Annotated in this window: 12 protein-coding genes; 10 read left to right on the plus strand and 2 right to left on the minus strand. The window is 45.8% G+C overall.

Annotated features, from left to right (window positions below; translation table 11 throughout):
• The first annotated feature begins 3 nt into the window (after window positions 1-3).
• From tssH to KIO97_RS12025, 8 genes are read left to right on the plus strand one after another with little or no spacing between them, the layout of a single operon-like run.
• Window positions 4-2,610 carry a type VI secretion system ATPase TssH gene (gene tssH, locus KIO97_RS11990; protein WP_285382662.1) on the plus strand — a complete coding sequence of 869 codons (2,607 nt, stop codon included), beginning with the start codon at window positions 4-6 and terminating at the stop codon, window positions 2,608-2,610.
• A 12-nt stretch (window positions 2,611-2,622) separates the two neighbouring features.
• On the plus strand, window positions 2,623-3,426 hold the full coding sequence (locus tag KIO97_RS11995) for an ABC transporter substrate-binding protein (RefSeq protein WP_206779920.1): 804 nt from the start codon (window positions 2,623-2,625) through the stop codon (window positions 3,424-3,426).
• A gap of 3 nt (window positions 3,427-3,429) precedes the next feature.
• The gene (locus tag KIO97_RS12000; RefSeq protein WP_285382664.1) at window positions 3,430-4,368 is read left to right on the plus strand and encodes a type VI secretion system-associated FHA domain protein; all 939 of its coding nucleotides are present in this window, start codon (window positions 3,430-3,432) and stop codon (window positions 4,366-4,368) included.
• Window positions 4,368-4,850: a type VI secretion system lipoprotein TssJ gene (tssJ, locus tag KIO97_RS12005; RefSeq protein WP_285382666.1), complete on the plus strand. Its 483-nt coding sequence runs from the start codon at window positions 4,368-4,370 to the stop codon at window positions 4,848-4,850. The genes KIO97_RS12000 and tssJ overlap by 1 nt, the downstream gene beginning before the upstream one ends.
• A gap of 26 nt (window positions 4,851-4,876) precedes the next feature.
• Window positions 4,877-6,208, plus strand: coding sequence for a type VI secretion system baseplate subunit TssK (gene tssK / locus KIO97_RS12010; RefSeq protein ID WP_285382668.1), 1,332 nt, complete (start codon window positions 4,877-4,879; stop codon window positions 6,206-6,208).
• A 6-nt stretch (window positions 6,209-6,214) separates the two neighbouring features.
• Window positions 6,215-7,468 (plus strand): type IVB secretion system protein IcmH/DotU, encoded by a 1,254-nt coding sequence (gene icmH, locus KIO97_RS12015; protein ID WP_285382670.1) that lies wholly within the window; start codon window positions 6,215-6,217, stop codon window positions 7,466-7,468.
• A complete protein-coding gene (gene tssM, locus KIO97_RS12020; RefSeq protein ID WP_285382672.1) occupies window positions 7,465-10,854 on the plus strand; it encodes a type VI secretion system membrane subunit TssM in 3,390 nt (1,129 codons plus the stop codon). The genes icmH and tssM overlap by 4 nt, the downstream gene beginning before the upstream one ends.
• Window positions 10,855-10,856: 2 nt before the next feature.
• A complete protein-coding gene (locus KIO97_RS12025) occupies window positions 10,857-11,573 on the plus strand; it encodes a protein kinase (protein WP_285382818.1) in 717 nt (238 codons plus the stop codon).
• A gap of 26 nt (window positions 11,574-11,599) precedes the next feature.
• On the opposite strand, the gene KIO97_RS12030 is transcribed toward KIO97_RS12025, so the two are convergent.
• The gene (locus KIO97_RS12030; RefSeq protein ID WP_285382674.1) at window positions 11,600-14,746 is read right to left on the minus strand and encodes an HD domain-containing phosphohydrolase; all 3,147 of its coding nucleotides are present in this window, start codon (window positions 14,744-14,746) and stop codon (window positions 11,600-11,602) included.
• Window positions 14,747-15,216: 470 nt separating this feature from the next.
• On the opposite strand from KIO97_RS12030, the gene KIO97_RS12035 reads away from it, so the two are divergent.
• Window positions 15,217-15,705 (plus strand): type II secretion system protein, encoded by a 489-nt coding sequence (locus tag KIO97_RS12035; RefSeq protein WP_285382675.1) that lies wholly within the window; start codon window positions 15,217-15,219, stop codon window positions 15,703-15,705.
• A gap of 176 nt (window positions 15,706-15,881) precedes the next feature.
• Here the strand turns inward: KIO97_RS12035 and KIO97_RS12040 are convergent, their stop codons facing one another.
• Entirely contained in the window at window positions 15,882-16,280 is a 399-nt protein-coding gene (locus tag KIO97_RS12040; protein WP_285382677.1) for a GFA family protein, read from the minus strand.
• A 285-nt stretch (window positions 16,281-16,565) separates the two neighbouring features.
• On the opposite strand from KIO97_RS12040, the gene KIO97_RS12045 reads away from it, so the two are divergent.
• Complete coding sequence (locus KIO97_RS12045) at window positions 16,566-17,543, plus strand: tripartite tricarboxylate transporter substrate binding protein (RefSeq protein ID WP_045416640.1); 978 nt, start codon at window positions 16,566-16,568, stop codon at window positions 17,541-17,543.
• Window positions 17,544-17,596: the final 53 nt, after the last annotated feature.

The raw sequence follows: 17,596 nt of genomic DNA on the forward strand, positions 1-17,596 counted from the left end.
GTTATGACACAAGTAACGCTGACAAATTTAGTCGCCAAGTTATCGCCAGAATTAAAACGCGCATTGGAAGCCTCTGCGGGTGCAGCTATGAATCAAGGCGTTGCTGCCATTGAGCCGGAACATTGGCTGCTGACGCTATTGAACCAGCAAGACGCGCACTTAAAAACTCTGATTGAAAGTCAGAAGATCAACCAAGATCAACTTGCCAGTGAACTGGCGAATCGCATCGAGCGCTTACCAAAAGTACAAGACAGCCAACCAACGCTCAGCCATGCACTGACTGAACTTCTAAAAGACGCTTGGATGATTGCCTCCGTTAACTATGGACATGGTGAAATCATCAGCTTGCATCTCGTTCAAGCGCTGTTGCAGCAGAACGTCATGGGCGTATCGAGCAACAATCTCGAATCACTACAGAACGTGTCGACCGAGTCCCTGCAAGGTTTAATCAACAAAACGCCGGTTAAGCGAGCAACACAACAAAGCACAGGTGAAGCAAGTTCAGCCGCAAATACAGCAAGCGCGAACGACGCATTAAGCAAGTACACCATCAACCTGACTCAACAAGCGATTGAAGGCAATATCGACCCGATTTCTGGACGTAATTCTGAAGTGAGAAAAGCCATCGACATTCTTTGTCGTAAACGCCAGAACAACCCTATTTTTGTTGGTGAGCCGGGTGTGGGTAAAACCGCTGTCGTTGAAGGCTTAGCGCTGAGAATCGCAGCAGATGAAGTACCAAGTGCGTTGCAAGGCGTTCAACTCCATTCACTTGATTTAGGTTTGTTACAAGCAGGTGCCAGCGTAAAAGGCGAATTTGAAAATCGCCTGAAAGACGTCATCAACGAAGTGAAAAACAGCGATGTGCCAATCATTGTATTTATTGACGAAGCACATACGCTGATCGGCGCTGGCGGTGCAGCAGGACAAAACGATGCTGCCAACCTATTGAAACCCGCTCTTGCGCGTGGTGAATTCAAAACCATTGCCGCAACAACATGGGCAGAGTACAAAAAGTACTTTGAGAAAGATCCTGCTTTAACTCGCCGTTTCCAAGTCGTCACGGTAGAAGAGCCAAATGCAGAAGATGCCAAACAAATGCTGCGTGGCATTGCGGCTTCATTGCAAAAGCACCACGGCGCGTTTATCACTGAATCCGCGATCGATGCCGCGGTTAACCTATCTATCCGCTACTTACCTTCTCGCCAATTGCCAGATAAAGCGATCAGCCTGCTCGATACCGCGAGTGCACGTATTGCATTAACTCAAGGTGCAAAACCAGAAGTGATTGAAGCGTTGGAGCAAACCATTCGTTATCAACAAAACGAACAGTCTGCTTTAGAGAAAGAATTTGATTTGTTCGGCACAGGCGCAGAAGAAATTGCCGAATTGAAGCAAGAAATCACCACCAACCAATCTCAATTAGCGGACTACCAAACGCGTTGGGAGCAAGAGATTACATTGGTTGATGAGATTAAAGCGCTTCAACAAAGCATCACAGAAAGTGAAACGCCGGACGAAACTCAGCAAAGCCAGTTGAATGCCCTTCTCGACCAATTGCACGAGCTTCAAGGTGAAGAGCCATTAGTTAATGCGATGGTGGATGACGCGACCATTGCTCAAGTCATTTCCGGTTGGACAGGCATTCCAATCGGCAACATGATGAGTGATGAAATCGCTCGCCTATTGTCACTAGAATCTGAGCTGGATAAACGCGTTATCGGTCAAAACGTGGCGAAGCAAGAGCTGGCAAAAGCGATTCGAATCTCACGGGCAGGCTTGACCGACAATCGCAAGCCAATCGGTGTGTTCTTGATGTGTGGTCCAAGTGGTGTCGGTAAAACGGAAACCGCCATGGCGCTCGCTGAGCAACTTTACGGAGGCAGCAACGATCTCACGGTTATCAACATGACCGAGTTTAAAGAAGAACACAAAATCTCAATGTTACTTGGCTCGCCTGCCGGCTATGTTGGCTTTGGTGAAGGTGGCGTGTTAACCGAGGCGATTCGCCGCAATCCCTACTCTGTCTTGCTTTTGGATGAGATGGAAAAAGCGCATCCGGGCGTTCATGACCTCTTCTATCAAATCTTCGATAAAGGACATATCAAAGACAGTGAAGGTCGCACGGTAGATTTCAAAAACACCTTAATCATCATGACTTCTAACGCCGCTGACCAAGCGATTTGCGATGTGTGTGATGAAAACGCCGAACGCATCAGCAACGATGAGCTGCTCGAAGCAATTCGTCCCGATCTACAACGCTACTTCAAACCTGCGTTCTTAGGGCGTACCACCATCGTGCCTTATTACCCACTCAACGATGATGAGTTGGCGAAGATCACCGAAATCGCGCTAAACCGCATTCGCAAAAAACTGGCAGAACAGTATCAAGCGAGCTTTACGTGGGATGCAGGTTTTGTGGATTTGGTTGTCAGCAAAAACACCGACCCTACGACAGGTGGTCGCGCGGTTGAGCAAATCATTAACCGTTCTTTGATGCCGAAGTTGGCAGAAGAATGCATCGCGCGTCTGAGCGAACAACAACCGATTAGCCAAGTGACGGTGACCGCTGCGTCCACGCCACAGGGCTTTGAACTGGATATTCAGTAGTAACGAATCATGATGTTTAGAAGCGTACATTCACCCCATCTCGTCACCACCTCGATTCTTGTTCAAGAGGCGGCGGTCAGCTGTGGGGTGAGTCTTTTCCGCAAAATAACCAAGCTGGTTTCGTCGCTGTTTATTTTGCTTGGCGCCCTATTCTCGTTCGAAGCATGGGCGCAAGTTTGGATTGGTCCCGACCGATTACTGCTTGCGACCCACAAATGGGCACCGTACCAAACTCACCAGAATCAAAACATGGATGGGTTTGCGCTCAACCGCGTCAAATGCGCGCTGGGCGAAATGGGACAACCTTACCAACTGACCATGACGGAATGGTCTGACGCACAGCTTCACGTGCACAGTGGTCAACAGCATGGTTTTTTCGTCTCGCCGAAAACCAGAGAACATGACAGCTATGCAACGTTGTCTGCTCCTATTACGGAGCAAAAATTGCGTTGGTATTTTGGTCCGGGCGTAGAGCCTAAGCTTGATGATTTGTCAAAGTTGAACCTTAAGTTCTCGGCAGAATTTGGCTCAAGCACATGGTTTTGGCTGAAACGTAATGGATACAACGTCGTTAAGCAGCCACGAGATGCTAAGGTTTTACTAAGGCTTTTAAAACAAAGAGAAATTGACGTCGCACTGGAAGATGAACGGGTGTTTCACACGGAAATAAGCCAAGCCTCTCTTCCAAGCGATTACTTCTATTCTCAAGTATTCGAAACCAAGCCAATGGGCGTGTATTTCTCTAACCGCTTTTTGGACAAATATTCTGGTTTCTTAACCGCTTTCAACACAGCGTTGGCTAAATGCGAGGGATAACAAGTGGCGATCAGCATACATTTGATTTCTGTACCCTCTGAAGAGGTGGTGACTTCAAGAGTCATCTATCTGCCCGAGTCTGGCGGGCAGTTTGGGCGTTCTGCTTCTTGTGAAGTGGCATTGCCCGATCAATCAAAACGCATCTCGCGTATTCACGGACAAATTCGTCTCACTGAAACAGGTTATTTGGTGAAGAGCACTGGTAAGAACCCGGCTCGCCTCAACGATAAAGCCATGGTGAGAGATAAAGATTACCCACTCAACGATGGCGACATTTTAAAAATCGAAAGCTATTCGATGTTGGTATCAACACTCACGTCGAGCAAAGCGCCTGTCGAAGAGCAATCCGATGATCTCTTTGCGACCAAATTCGACCTGCAACTAGAAGACAATGTCGATTTTCTCGATGAAGGAGATATCGTCGAACCCGTGAAATCGGAAGTTCATTACTCTCACCAAAATGTAATGAGCGATGACCCCTTCTCCTCCGACCCGTTTGAAGACATCGACGATGACGAACTGGCGGATCACTTTGAAGTGGATGAGGTGTCGAAACAGCAGCAAGCAATGGAGCGTTCTACGGAGATTGAGTATCTTCCGGGAGACCACCTTCCAACGTCAGAGCTGGAAGCCTCCATCGAAAAGCTGATTACGATTACCGAGAAGAATCAACAATACCTTCGCAACCCACCGCTTGCACATGATGCTTTGTTTGATGCGTTGGACAAAACACTCGATCAGTTCCTCAACGAATTCGCGCCGAACGAACTAGAGAATCAATTTAGCGAATTTGTGTCTGGCGGACTGTTCAGTAGCAAAGACAAGAAGTATTGGAAAATCTATCGCAAGCATTTCCAACATCGACAGGACAACGGTGATTTTCGTCGTCAATTTAAAGCGATGTTTATGGAAAACATGCAAAAACAAAGCGAGGAAAGCTGATGAAGATTTGGCTAAGTTTACTCGCTTTCGCTTTGGTGGGATGTTCATCCGACCCAACACCGGTTGTGACGCAATATCAATTGGCGGTAAGCGCCGAGAAAACGATTAACCCAAGCGTTAACAACAGTACCAATCCCGTGGTAGTGCGCTTGTATCAACTGACCGATGCCCAGCAGTTTAAGCAATTGCCGTTTATCGATTTGTACAACGATGATGTGAACCTATTAGGCGCAAACTTGGTTTCGAAACAAATGCTGCCCGTAGTAATGCCAGACAGCAACAGCAAACAAACCTTAGACATCAACAAAACCACTCAATACATCGGCGTATTGGTGGAATTTGCCGAATATGATGCAAGCACGGCGACGGTAGTGACAACCACGCCTCAGGAAGAAGAACAATATATCCAGTTAAAGATCAGCGGTAACAAAGCAGCATTGCAAACCGTGACACCAGATTCACCTTGGTGGGATGTCTTTTAACTCGATTCAGTAGATAGGGAAATCTCGTGGACGCATACAAAAAAGTCGTTTGGCAAGAAGGCATGTTCATTGCCCCACAGCACTTTCAACAACAAGACAGATACACACAAAACTACGTCAGACAAAACGTCGAAACACTTGCTGGTTATGCCCCTTACTATGGTGTGACCGACTTGGTGATCAATCACGATCTACTTAAAATTGGCAAGCTTTCCGTCTCTTCTAGCGCGGGTTTGTTCCCAGATGGCACGCATTTCGAACTGAAACGCGAAGTCGCCAGAGATGTGCCGCACGGTACGATTGAGAAAATGGCTTACTTAGCGCTGCCTGTCTCTCTGCAAGGCAATAATGATTACGCCAATGATGAATCGGAACAAAGCCGCTATCTCACACGCACCATCAATGTGTTTGATACTTCAACCTCTGAAAATGCTAGTGTTGAAGTGGACGTCGCACAGCTCAATATAGCGATAAAAATCGAAGGCGAAGACACTTCGGGCTTTACCCTGATTCCTTTCGCCAAAGTATTGGAATGCAGCGAAACGGGCGAAGTGATGCTAGACCGCTCCTTTATTCCTGCGTGTTTGCATTATGGTGCATCACAGTTATTGGTTGAGCGTTTGAAAGAGATCCATGCCCTCACCTCTAACCGTGCCACCAGCTTGCTCAAACGTATTCAAGCCGGACAAGGGCAAAAGAGTCCACAGTCGATGATGCAAGATTACCTGTGGCTGCAAACACTCAACACTTGGCTTCCGTGGTTTGATTTATCTTTGTCGAATCCAAAGTTTCAAACCCATCAGCTTTATTTGGAGCTACGCAAGTTTGAAGCGCAAGTCATGGCATCTACACCCGCGATTCCAGAACCGTGTCAGCCGTTAGATTTCCATCGTCTGTATGATTGCTTTAATCCGCTTTTTTCGAATCTGCGCAATATGCTCACGCTAGTTCAACAAGACTCTGTGATTGAGTTTGTCTTCGATACGTCATTGTTTGAACGACGACGCTTGCTGCGCACGTTGGTGAAAGATGGTCACAACCTGTCCGATCGCCGATTCGTTCTTAGTGTCCGTTCCAACGTCAGCAGCACCGAGCTCAACGAATTGTTCCCTGCGGCTGCCAAACTCAGCAGCAATAACAAGATTGTCGAGATCGTGCGTAATGCCCTTTCTGGCGTGCAACTGACGCCGCTTCCTGTTGCGCCAAGCGAACTGAAACCGATGCAAGGCACAGCGTATTTTGAAGTGGATACGTCAGACCGCAATTGGTTAGAAATGATTGAAAACCGCGATGCACTGGCGCTGCACGTCGATACGCGTGTTGGCGACCTAGAAGTGATGCTGTACGCACTGAGGTAGTAAGTTATGAACTATTTGGATGAAGATACCTTAGTTTGGGACAGCAGCGAAAACGACTTCGTAAGTAAAGACACCGACATGCCAGACGTAAAATGGCATTCGGTCAACGCTGCTCAAGCCAACATGGGGTTCTTACATCATTTCGATAAAGCCGAGAATCAGCTGATCAACATCAGTTCTGAGTTACTGGCTGTCACGCTCAAGATCAACACTTTACCGGAGCCCGAAGACATCACTACGCTCAGGCATCAACTGGTGGCTTCCATCAATGAAATCAAAACCAAAGGCGCAGAGCTGACCTACCCAGTCGCCGTGATCGACAAGCTGTGTTTCTTGTATGCCGTGGTTTTGGATGAGTTGATTGTCTACACCGATTGGGGTGAGAAACGTGGTTGGGAAAACAAAACCTTACTCAGTGAACTGTTTGGTATGCGCAACGGTGGTGAGCTTTTCTTTACTGTGGCAGAGAAAGCAGCACGCCAACCGCACAAGCTGATCGACTTATTAGAAGTGGTTTATCTGTTCCTCAATATCGGGTTTAAAGGTCAGTACCGCGAAACGGGCAGCGAACAGCTAAAGAGTTTTACCTACCGCTTAGAGCAGATTTTAAGTCAATACCGACAAGCCGGTGGAATCTATTGTCATACTAAGGTTTCGGTACCTAAAACACGTAAGCCAACGCGCAAGAAACGTTACCTTGTCACCACGCTATTTTTCTTAACGGTCATTGGTTTGAGTGTTGCACTCACCTATTTCTGGTACAACAAAACCAAACCACAGCGAGCGCGAGATTTTGTTCAGCTTGGTGAGTACAGCCAGCGCTATATTGAATCTGGTCGTGCGGAAGACATCGTGTATGTCAGCACTGACGACGATTTAAAAGGCAATAAAGTCGCGGTAAATACCACTCAACCACCTCGTCCAGTTCCGAGCCAACCAAAAGCCGTGACGCCACAAGCGAAAACTTCAACGCCAGAGACGACGAGCGCTCTAGTCACGAGCCCTGCAGCGGACACTGATTGGCTGGTGCAACTTGCGACCTTCTCTAACCTTAAAAACGCCGAGAAGTTTATCGCCCAGCTGCCGACATCCAACTATCAACCTGTCGCGGATAACATCAATTCATACGTTCGCGTCATTGTTCGATGTGACAACTCAGAACAAGCGAAAACCATCAATAACTGGTATCGAGAGAATGCCAACGTCAACGGCTTAGTGGTGCATAACAAAAACAAACAAAGCGAGGTTGAGTCACGATGACGCAAGACAACCCAAACACACCAACAAGAAAAAAGGCAATCATTTGGAGCCTTGTTACCCTTCTGCTTCTGGCAATCTTAGGCGGCTTACTGACTTGGCTTGTTGCGTATCCTGATTTCTTATGGACAGGTGTCATCACGACGACCATTGTGGCACTGCTCTCTGCTGGGCTTTGCTTTTGGTTAATCAATCGCAAGGTGAAAAAGAGTCTTGAGCAAGACCAAGAACGCGCACTAATCATAAAACGATCCAAGTTACTCGCTTTCCACTTCAAGAAAATGCTCGGCGTACAAAAAGGTAAAAAGCGCTTAACCAGCCGTTACGATCAGCCGATTTATCTGTTACTCAGTGATAACCCAAGCAAAGACAAAAGCATCATCACGCAGATGGGTTACGAAGCTTATAAAGTGGATGATTTTGGCAACGACATTGAGTTTCCGATTCTATTTTGGCTCAGTGAACACTCAATTCTGATTTCCGTCAGCATGGGCGACGATCAGCAACCGCTTTACTTAAAAACACTGTGCCAATGCCTTAATAAATGGCGCCCGAGACAAGCGATTAACGGCTTGTTGCTCACCACCGAAATTGAACAGTTAGTTGGCAATAGTGAAACCCTTTCACAAAAAGCCGACCAATTGAAATCGCAAATTAAAGCATTCAATCGTTCATTTGGTTTGAACCTACCTGTCTATAATGTCCTAACCAACATGGGTCAAGTGAGCGATTTCTGTCAGTTCTTTTCTGCGTTTGATGAAGCTAGACGCAATGAAGTATTCGGCGCTACCAGCCCAGTGCAAAAACATGGTGGCATTGATGCCGATTGGTTCAATAACGAATACGACCACCTCATCGGTCAGTTAATCTCGAACATGAGCAATGCGTTGGGAGCGCAGCTCAACCAAGATTTCCGCAATGCCATTTGTGGTGCGCCATACCAATTTGGTCTGCTTAAACAGAATTTGTGGCACTTCTTACAGCGTTTGCATCGAGGTGACCAATACACAGATGGGCTCAACTTCCGCGGCTTCTACTTTACCCATAGTGGCAGTGATTTCGCACAGCATGATTTACTGGCGAACGTGGTCAATCAATCCCTTGGCAATGAGCAATATCAGCAACACCAACAAATGCCCGTTCAACAAACCTTATTTGCCCAGCATTTGATGTCTCATGTTGTGCTAAATGAAAACACTTTAGTCGGGGTTAACCGCCATAAAGAGAATTGGTTGTGGTTCAGCCAAACCGCCTACACTCTAATTTGGCTCGGTCTACTGATTGGTACACTGACGATACTCAAGCTCGACTTCGATTATCAAACCAATCGTGAAGCAAAAGCCGATGGCATGTTGGAGCGTTACAAAGAAGCGATCGCAGCACAGCCATACAGCAAAGAAGATTTGGTGGGCAACATTCCGAACCTGTACACCATGCATCGCATTTACGCGCTGTATCAGGAGCCTGAACCTTGGTATACATTGCCATTCCTACCGAATGCGACCATCAAACCAGAAGTTGAAGCGGCTTATACCAAAGAGCTACAACAAGTTTTGCTCCCTTCTATGGCACACACCATTGAGAATGACCTTTATGTGTATGTGAACTTGGAAGACCAAGCCAGAACGCTCGAATTGTTGAACGACTATCGACTGTTGTTTGATAAAAATCGCACCAACATTGAAGAGCTCAAAAGCTACTTCCTAGCAAACTTAGAGCACCAAGGCGAAGCGGACAAAACCAACGTTGCTCAGCTTAAAGTGCTGCTCGACGATGTGTTTAACCAGCACTTGGTGGCGACAACTGCCAATCAAGAACTTGAAGGGTTGGCGAAGCAAGTCATCAATCAGTCCAATATAGAGACGTTACTCTACCAACACATTTTGAACGATCATGCGTACGAGAAGCGCATCGACGTGCGTAAAGAACTTGGCTCCAACTTCAACCAAATATACCAATTCAAACCTGGCTACGTGGGTTATTTCGTTCCTTACTTGTACACACCGACTGGCTTTAACGAGCTAGATCTTTCGGTGGAATCCCCTCTTCTTATCGAAGCGTTATCCGCTTATGAGGGCATTGCAGGGCAAGCACCAAGTGCGCTAGAGATGCATAGAATCAGCCACGATTTGAAACGCATGTACCAGAACGATTACATCAACTACTGGCGTGATTTTATTAGCAGCATCGAGGTGAAAAGCATTTCTGGCTCTGAACAGTTGAATGCTAGCTTGAACGTGCTCAACAACGCCTCAAACAACCCAATGTCTAAGCTGTTTACCACCATCAGCAACTACACTTCGGTTCTTCTACCAGAGCCAAAAGATGCGAAGAAGAAGACCGATGAAGAGATTGCTGATGCTGCACAAGATAACGAGAAGAAGGAATCCGCTCGACAAATCACACTGACGTTTAATGATTTCCACAAACAAGTGACACCAGATGATCAAGGTAAGAAACCAATAGACTCCGTTCTGGAAGGTTTCGCTAACACGGCCAAATGGCTCGATCAGTTCTACAAATCCAACACGCCAGACAAAGTGGCTTACGAAACGTTATCTGCAGGTTTAAAGGCGCAAAATCCGATCGCGCAGTTGGCGTCACTAACCGACTCCCAACCACCGCTATCCGGTGAAGTGATTGACTATGTGACAGTGCAAACCAATGAATTGGTAATGAACTTAGCTCACCAATACCTTAATAGTATGTGGAACAGCGAAGTCTACCAGCCTTATGAAAACACCATCGCGGCTTTCTACCCGTTTAAGAAAAGTGCCAACAGCGACGCAAGCACAGCAGATGTTGCAGCCTTCTTTAAAACCGATGGCACGTTGGACACCTTCTATCAAACCATGTTGAAAGGCTTCTCAACAGAGCAACGTGCGCCGTTTATGTCCGGTTTACTGCCAAATACCAGCTTTGCGTTAGATCCTGCAATTTGGCTGATGTTTGATAAAGCCAAAGACATTCGCTCTGCCCTGTTTTTAGCTGACCCGAAAAACGTCGCGATTCAATTCCAGATGAAACCAATAGAAATGAGCTCGGCACTGACTGAGTTTTCCATTCGTGCTGAAAAACCGATTTTCATTTATCAACACGGTCCGATGTTGTGGACACAACAAAGCTGGAAAGGTGATTCTGTCGCGCAAGATGCACTTACGGTGCGTCTACAAAAACAAGCAACGCCGATTGCCAATGAGCAGTTTAAAGGCAGTTGGGCATGGTTCCGCTTGATTGAACCGCGCGTCACTTCAACCTCTTCGCAAAGTACCCAACTTGAGTTTGATTACAATGGCGACAAGGTTCGCTTAACGATTAAAACTCAAGGTCAGAACAATCCGTTCGTACCGAATTTCTTTGCGGGCTTTGTATTACCTGCGAGCATTTAGTGATGAACACGTTCGCCAATCAAACCCTGTTTAGAGCCTGTGGCGTTACTTATGTAGCGCCTTTGAGCGAAAACGTGTTTCAGTGCGAGCACAAACTTTATGGTTCTGTCGTCATCAAGGTAGCACGCAGCTTGGCTGAGAAACGGGCTTTGATGGCGGAAGCGGATTTTCTATCAAAATACGCATCGGATTACTGGGCGAACTTTCATGGTTACGGCTCACAAAACCACGCCGACTGGTTAATGAGCCAGTATCTGGAAGGCAAAACACTTAACGCGATAGAACCTGATTTATTACCGCAAGATTTAATAACCAAGCTTGAATTCGCTTTGCTAAATCTACACAAAACGGGTTATCTGCATGGCGATATCAAGCCACACAACATTGTCGTGACGCCGAACAACCAAGTTCGGCTTATCGACTTTGGCAGTGTGATTCGAGTTGAGGCAAAATACCCAGAGTATTCACATACAACCGTTAGCCGAGCCTATAGTGCGACCCGCCCCTCTCTGCGTATCGGTCAGGCAAGTAAGAACGATGATTTCTATGCCTTGGCAATGACCTTACTCAGCTGTCACGATCAACATCCCTTTGCCGGTCTCTCGTTACAAAAAGCGGTAGAACTGCTACCTACCCCTAACAACATTGATTTACCAACGCGATACCAGGTTCTGATACAAAAAGAGTGGCAACGAATGCGCCACTCTTTGAAGTTGTAAGGTTTAAACACTCTAAGCTCTCTGGCTTACGCATCTGAAGATTTGGACTTCAGATACTTCTCAATATCCACCTCATCTACCTGTTCGGCCGGCATAAACTTGTTGGCATAGTCACGGTAAACCCCGCTTTCTAAGAACAACAAGAACAAGTCCATATCTAAATGCTCGTCCAGTGCCATTTTGTACATGATGTCGACCGCAACACTCACTGGCTTAGCTTTTTTGTATGGACGATCCCCTGCGGTTAACGCTTCAAAAATATCCGCAATCACCAAGATGCGTTCTGGGGTGGATAAATCTTCTGCACTCAACCGACGCGGATAACCTGTGCCTTTCAACGTCTCATGGTGGGTTGAAGCATAACGCGGCACGTTACTTAACTCCGGAGGGAATGGCAGTGCCCCCAGCATTTTGATGCCACTGATCATATGCTCGTTAATTTTGAAGCGGTCTTCTGGTGTTAACGTCCCGCGCGAAATTGTCAGGTTGTACACCTCACCCAAGTTGTATTGATGTTCTGGTACTTGCACCTTAATGCCATGCTCCGGTGCACATTCCATTGGGCGAACGCGCTCGATAATATGGTCGGGCTTATCCGCCAAAAGATTTTCGACCACGGGCAGCGTCACGTCAGATTTTGGCTTAATCATTTCTTCAAATGGAGAAAGACCGAGATGATCATCGTAGTGACGCAACCAAGTTTGTTGAGCGATTTGTTTAATGCGCTCAATCTTCTCGTCACTCATGAACTCGCCACCCACATTGGCGTTGGCAACAAATCGGAAGTCTTCGTCCAATTGCGCAACTCGTTGGTCGAACTTGGCTTGCGCCTCTTCTTTTGAAAGCTCACCAGTAGATATCGATTTCCACATTTCCACTTCAGCATCTCGCCTTAGTACCTCGAAACGAGTGCGAATTTCGTTGATGCGATTGTAGTTCGCTTCTAACTTAGTGCCTTTATCAACGACGTGTTCTGGCGTGGTGATCTTGCCACAGTCATGTAACCAAGCCGCGATACGGAATTCACGTCGTTCATCGTCATTGTTGAACTTAAAGTCTTTGAACTTCCCGGTGTCGCACTTCTCTACTGCTTCTGCCAGCATCAAGCCAATTTCTGGAACGCGATTACAGTGCCCCGCAGTATAAGGAGACTTGTCATCTATCGCTTGTGCGATAAGGCGAATAAAGGCTTCAACAAACTCTTCTTGCTGTTGCTCGTGATGCTGAATCTCTTGTGTCATTTCAGTGACCGAATCGGACAAATCAGAAACTTCTTTGATACGTGTTTCGACTGGTGCTAACTGGTCAAATTCGCGATTTTTTATTTTGATGGTTTCTTTTCTCAGTGCCAAAATTGAGTTAACAATTGGCGTGCCAACCTTCCACGCCAATGGTAGTAATACCAACATCACTAACGTGGTAATTCCTATAGCTTTAAATAACCAACTAGTGACCGCATCAGTTACTACTTTACCTGGCACTACTACTGCAAAATAATCACTGGCTCCTCTCGTTGACTCAAACTTAGTCATATAAAGAAATTTCTCTTCTCCTTTAATCATCACCTTATTCATGCTTTGATGCTTGTCTTCTTGCATCGCTAATTCATAGACTTCAGGATAAGGAACAAAACTGCCACGCCACTGACGAGACGTGATCCATTTTTCTCTCAATACTTGTTTTTGTGCTGGCGTAATGGATTCTATCGCTCTATCAATAACAGTGATAATCTCACTGTCCTCTACTTTCATGTACATCGAGAATTCGAGTAATTCAGCATCCAGTACTTCAACATGTACATTGGTCAACCTCACCAAGCGCTCCATTTCTGCAAGTGTGAGATAGTTATCGACGAGATATGTTATCTCCCCCAAGTAGAGTGCCCGTTTCGCTGTATCAAGATTTGGTTGTTCAACGACGTTAAGGTCGGGGTAGCGCTCGAATAGCCATTGTTTCATACCAAAGCCAGAAACCACTCCGACCGTTTCCTGTTTTAACTCTGTTAATGAGTTCGGCATGAACACATCATCTTTAGCGGCAATAGCCAATTGGGCGGTAAAAACAGGTAAGCTTTTTACTCCTAAATTAGTTTTAACCCCGGCTACGGATTGCAATAGATCGATGTCCCCTTTCAAGTATTTATCTTGCAGTTGTCTAGAATTAAATCCATTAATGAACTCAAATTTTATCCCCGTACTTTGCTCAATGATCTTAAGGACATCTATCGCATACCCTTCTGGTTCACCACCTTGGGTGTAATCATATGGCCCCCAATCATTTTGATTGGAGACCGCTATCACTCGGTCACCATTGATTAACGATTTTACTTGCTCATTAAGTACTAGCGGTTCAGAGGCTGGAATGTCGATTTCTTTAAACAATTTGACGCTGGAAGCGATCACTTCCCCAGTGTCATTAAAAATAAACGCCTCAGCACCGTCTTCTACCTTTAAGCCTAATTCCGTTGAGATGATTTTTTCACTGATGGAGGACAACACGGTGTCAACGCCGATCACCGCACCTTTACTGCGAACAGAGTATGATTGCCCCGTAATTTTTAAATGCTGGAAAAGGTACGGTTCCGTCTTATAAACGCTATCCCTTGATGCACTCTCATACCAAGGGCGACGAGACGGATAAAAGTTGCTCTTTTGTACTGTTTGGCGAAGAAGAACCATTTCTTCAGAGTAATAAAGTGTATTCTTGAGACGCGCTTTTTCGTCTCCCGATACTTTAATGATGACCCAACGCTCCTCAGGGGTTGCGCCGATTTGCTCTCTCACAACAGGAGAGGATTCCAAATTGATAACTTGAAAAAAGAACTCATTCGGTGACGCGAAATAGATGCTGTAGAACTCTGAATTATCAATCAACGTTTGAACAAATACGCCTTGAATCTCATCAACACTGAACCGAGTATCAGTGTAATCCGCAACACTTCTTAATATTCCTGCACTACTCGTCGCACTCGCATCAATTTGTTGAATATGGTTACCAATGTCAGTCGCCGTCATGGTTAAACGAGTCAAGATATGCTCCTCTGACATCTGTTTACCGAAATAGTATTGCAAGCTGATACCAAGCAGGGCTGTCACCGCCGTAGCGAAGATGAATAAGCTACCAACGACAAATTTAATGGACAGTTTACGGGGAGTTCTGGATTTCGTTTTCACGCTCGAAAGCCCTCCAACAGATTAAAATCAACTCTGCCACCACCGAAAAAAGGGTAGCGTAAGCATACGTATTTCAAGTCTAGTACATGTTTTTCATAGACTTGTATAATGCTTCGGCTTAAATCACATTTTCGCGAATATAAAAAAGCGATACCGATGTACCGCTTTGAGTCATACTGTGTTTGAGGTATCGCGTGCTAAGTCAGGTATTTTCCTATATCAACCTGATCAATTTGTTCTTCGGGCATGAATTTCTTAGCGTATTCAAGATAAACCCCACAATGAGGTGGGCTAAATAACGAGTGTAATATCTCGGTAACTCCGAACGAAAAAAGTTAACTAACGCCTCTAAAGCTGCCATTCATAGGTTTTACCTGTTAATAGAATCGGCCATCTCAAATTTATCCTTCCTCCTTCAGCCATTAACATAACGCTTCTTTTGTGTACCTCCCCATTTTTAAGAAATCTCTATGAAACAAAAAGGATTCTCCCTGACAGAGTTAGTCGTCGCTATTGTTGTGTTGGCTATCATTGGATTATTTGCTGCACCTAAAATCATGCACATGCAACGTGAGGCTCGTATCAATACATTGGAAGCTTTCGTGGGTGCATTTCATGCCACCAATGAGGTCGTGATGACCAAGGCTAAGATTCAGGGAGTTGCTAATGCGCCTTTGGCTAAATTGTCAGATCACGACATTTACGTTCGAATGGGATCATTAGCTTTAGATGACTTCAATGTCGTTAATGCGATGGAGATCGACGGGTTTAATCTTGCCAATACAGGTTCAATTCAGACACCTTCGCTCATCGTTTATCTAGGTAAGGAAAAGTCTCTTCTACAGATAAGGGATTCTGAGTGCTTCATCAGTATTAGTCGCCCTTTCACGGCTTACGATGAAGAAGGGATTGTTTCAATGGATGAGCTGAAGGTGAACAAATTCTATGACAATTGCTAGCTTCTGGCTTCTAAGAAGTGACTTTAGAGAAATTAGAATGAAAAAGCCGAGCTTGTACTCGGCTTTTTATATGATCAACTTACGCCACTTTGTACTTGCTGATAGACAATCAAAAATAAACCGGCAAATACCGCTACGGTCAGCAAAACCTTTAACCAAAGAAACTTCATTATTATCTACTCTTCCGGTGCGTACTGCTCAAAAACTTCTTGAGCTGTCATTTTCTTGCTATGTGGTTGCAGGTCATAGTAAGCGGGCTTCTCATCGGTGAATATTTCTAAGCTTAATTTGAAATCTGGCTCATTAAATAATCCCGCAGAAAGAATGTATTCATCCGTTGCCAATAAGTGGTAATAGATATTCGTACCGCATTCCCCACAAAAACCTCGTACAGCCCACTCCGAAGACTGATAACGCTTCGGTTCAGCGCCATTAAATCTTACTCCTGGTCCGCAATGCACCGCATGTAGAGGACCACTTGACCACTTTCGGCACATATCGCAATGACAAAAGCTCACTTCATTGTGCTGAGGTGCGGCCACTTCAATAGCGCCGCATAAACAGGTTCCTTTCATCGCTGTCACTCCCTATTAAACCTCCATTATTATGGCGTTTTAAGGCGCCCAATTGATGTGACCAATCTAGTCTTTTATTAAATCCAGCCTTGGAGCCCTTTTTCATGAACTTTATGAACAAAATGTCCCTTATGCTCAATATTCTCTTTATCTACGCATTAGAGACATCACGTTAACACCTTATTAACCTTTAGCTCATCACTAGCGAGTCTCCCTACCTCGCTAGGAGAACAAATAATAAGACTCTTCAAAACAAGAGAGTCACCAACATAAGGAACGTGAAACATGTTAAAGGTACTCAAACCAACGCTCGCCGCATCCATCATTGCAGCCTCATTTTCTTTCCACGCTTTTGCTGCTGATGTTGAAAAACTCCATTTCCTAATCCCTGGTGGTGCTGGTGGCGGTTGGGATATGACAGCTCGTGGCACAGGTGATGTTCTGGTTAAATCCGACATCGTTGAGAATGTCTCTTTCCAAAATCTCTCTGGTGGTGGTGGTGGTAAAGCCATTGCGCACCTCATCGAAACCGCTGAGCGCCAACCCGATACGTTGATGGTGAACTCAACCCCAATCGTTGTTCGTTCACTGACGGGTATCTTCCCGCAATCTTTCCGAGATCTGACGCCAGTAGCCGCAACGATTGCTGACTACGGCGCTATCGTGACTTCCGCAGATTCGAAGTACAACACATGGGAAGATGTGGTCAAAGATTTCGAATCTAACCCACGTAAAGTAAAAATCGCTGGCGGTTCTGCACGAGGCTCGATGGATCATTTAGTCGTTGCAGCTGCATTTAAAGGCGAAGGTTTTGACGCACGTAAAGTTCGCTACATCGCGTATGACGCTGGCGGCAAAGCAATGGCAGCGCTTCTATCTGGCGAAACACAATTGCTTTCAACCGGTCTTGGCGAAGTGCTAGAGATGTCGAAATCTGGTCAGGTAAAAGTACTGGCGATTACGGCACCAAAACGTCTAGACGCAGCACCAAACATCCCTACCCTGAAAGAATATGGCAATGAGACTGTATTCGCGAACTGGCGTGGTTTCTTTGCCGCTCCTGGCACAAGCCAAGCCAAGCTCGACGAATGGAACGCAGCTCTGAGCAAGATGTACAAAACGGACGAATGGCAAGTTGTTCGTGACCGCAATGGTTGGATTGACAACTACAAAGCGGATAAAGAGTTCTTCGCGTTCCTAGAAGAACAAGAGCAGCAAATGGGCGATCTAATGCGCGAGTTAGGTTTCCTGAAGAAGCAATAACTCCCATCCGAGTTTATGGGGTTAGCTATCCCTAGCCCCAGTTGTATTTGCAC

Source organism: Vibrio sp. B181a, from assembly GCF_030248375.1.
GTDB lineage: Bacteria > Pseudomonadota > Gammaproteobacteria > Enterobacterales > Vibrionaceae > Vibrio > Vibrio campbellii.